Source organism: Stutzerimonas stutzeri (assembly GCF_000935215.1).
Lineage (GTDB): Bacteria > Pseudomonadota > Gammaproteobacteria > Pseudomonadales > Pseudomonadaceae > Stutzerimonas.
Window position 1 is genome coordinate 1 of sequence record NZ_JXXD01000344.1, and the last position, 559, is coordinate 559.

Consider the following 559-nt stretch of genomic DNA (forward strand, 5'->3'; position numbering starts at 1 on the left):
CCGCTTTGGCGGGGCGTTTTCGTTTGTGGGTCCCGCCGTGGCGCGTTTCATGCTTCACTGCAGGCTCGTTCCGATTGCATCACGGAGGTAGCCGGTGCCCATTCCATCATTCAAGGAGCAGTTCGCTGCGCTCCTCGCGGCACCCTCGGTCAGCTGTACGCAGCCGGGCTGGGATCAGAGCAATCGTCCGGTGATCGAGTTGCTCGCGGCCTGGCTCGGTGAGCTGGGCTTCACCTGCGAAACGCCGGAAGTCGCGCCGGGGAAATTCAATCTGCTCGCCAGCTATGGCAGTGGTCCCGGTGGTCTGGTGCTGGCCGGGCACAGCGATACCGTGCCGTTCGATGCCGGGCTGTGGACGTCCGATCCGCTCAAGCTGCGCGAGGCCGACGGCCGCTGGTACGGCCTCGGCAGCTGTGACATGAAAGGCTTCTTCGCGCTGATCATCGAGGCGGTTCGGCCGCTGCTGGAGCAGCCGTTCCTCCGTCCGTTGCTGATTCTCGCCACCTGCGACGAGGAAAGCTCGATGTCCGGCGCCCGTGCGCTGGCCGAAGCCGGCCAG

General features: G+C 65.7%; 1 protein-coding gene. It reads left to right on the forward strand.

The genetic code is table 11. The features are described from left to right. Positions 1-94: 94 nt before the first annotated feature. A partial coding sequence (locus LO50_RS23230; RefSeq protein WP_044316509.1) for a M20/M25/M40 family metallo-hydrolase occupies positions 95-559 on the forward strand: 465 nt, incomplete at its 3' end.